The organism is Treponema sp. R8-4-B8 (assembly GCF_054786175.1).
Genome location: NZ_BDHE01000348.1, coordinates 1 through 469 on the forward strand (window position 1 = coordinate 1; position 469 = coordinate 469).

General features: G+C 44.1%; 1 protein-coding gene. It reads right to left on the reverse strand.

Annotated features, from left to right (window positions below; genetic code table 11):
- Positions 1–145: 145 nt before the first annotated feature.
- Positions 146–364 carry a hypothetical protein gene (locus ACYVRA_RS08705; RefSeq protein WP_461252323.1) on the reverse strand — a complete coding sequence of 73 codons (219 nt, stop codon included), beginning with the start codon at positions 362–364 and terminating at the stop codon, positions 146–148.
- Positions 365–469: the final 105 nt, after the last annotated feature.

Sequence of the window (469 nt, forward strand, 5' to 3'; positions counted from 1 at the left end):
GGTTTGCACGTCCGGCGCGTCCACCTGTCTCTTATACACATCTAGATGTGTATAAGAGACAGGCTGATAAATGGATTAGTGCCGACAAGATAACCCTGTCCGCTGACCGCCACTTGGATTGCGGGAAGATTGCCGGTTGTTCTAATTATGCCAATACAGCTTGCCGCACGGCAATAGGCGCCGCCTTGTATAAATCCTGATAATTGTCTATAAAGTGGTATCCTTCTTGTTCAAGCATAAAATTATCCCTGTCTATTAACGCTTGCCGCTCAGCGTCGGTAACAGTACCGTCGTCGAGAAATACAAAAGAATCATCGTTAACACCTTTATTCAGGTGTTTCATCTGTTCGTATGTTAACAGCATATCAACCTCCTATAAAAATGTCTATAACTTTTTTGGCGGTTTCCCTCGGGTTTCCCGCCATATATTCCGCAATAGATTCGGCAACAAGCTCTTTATCGCTCATTA

Excerpts from the sequence above, each read along its gene's own strand:
- ACYVRA_RS08705 (WP_461252323.1), bottom strand. The coding sequence starts at position 364 with ATGCTGTTAACATACGAACAGATGAAACACCTGAATAAAGGTGTTAAC.